This is a genomic window from Neisseria sp. P0021.S007, from assembly GCF_051956855.1.
Genome location: NZ_JBQCXA010001244.1, coordinates 1 through 511 on the forward strand (window position 1 = coordinate 1; position 511 = coordinate 511).

Consider the following 511-nt stretch of genomic DNA (forward strand, 5'->3'; position numbering starts at 1 on the left):
GCGTTAATGGCAATATCCGCAGTTTCCAAATCACGAATCTCACCTACCATGATGATGTCAGGGTCTTGACGCAAGAAAGATTTTAATGCTGCAGCAAAAGTCAAACCTTGTTTATCATTGACGTTGACTTGGTTGATGCCTGGTAAATTAATCTCTGCAGGGTCTTCTGCAGTGGAAATGTTGACGTCTTCTGTATTTAAAATATTCAGACAGGTATACAGCGATACAGTTTTACCTGAACCTGTCGGACCTGTTACCAATACCATGCCATAAGGCCGATGAATGGCCTCAAGCAGCATTTCTTTTTGGAAAGGTTCGAACCCCAGCTGGTCAATATTTAAAGTTGCCGCATCAGAATTCAGAATACGCATTACTACTTTTTCACCAAAAAGGGTAGGTAGCGTACTCACGCGGAAATCAATGGGGCGACCATGTTTATGGAAAGCAATCTGAATGCGACCATCTTGTGGTACACGTTTTTCAGAAATATCCAAACGCGCCATCACTTTAA

The 511-nt window shown here is 42.3% G+C and carries 1 protein-coding gene; it reads right to left on the reverse strand.

Annotated elements, in window-relative coordinates; genetic code table 11:
- The coding region (locus ACTHUR_RS18540) for a GspE/PulE family protein (protein ID WP_440400237.1) at nt 1-511 on the reverse strand (511 nt) is incomplete at both ends.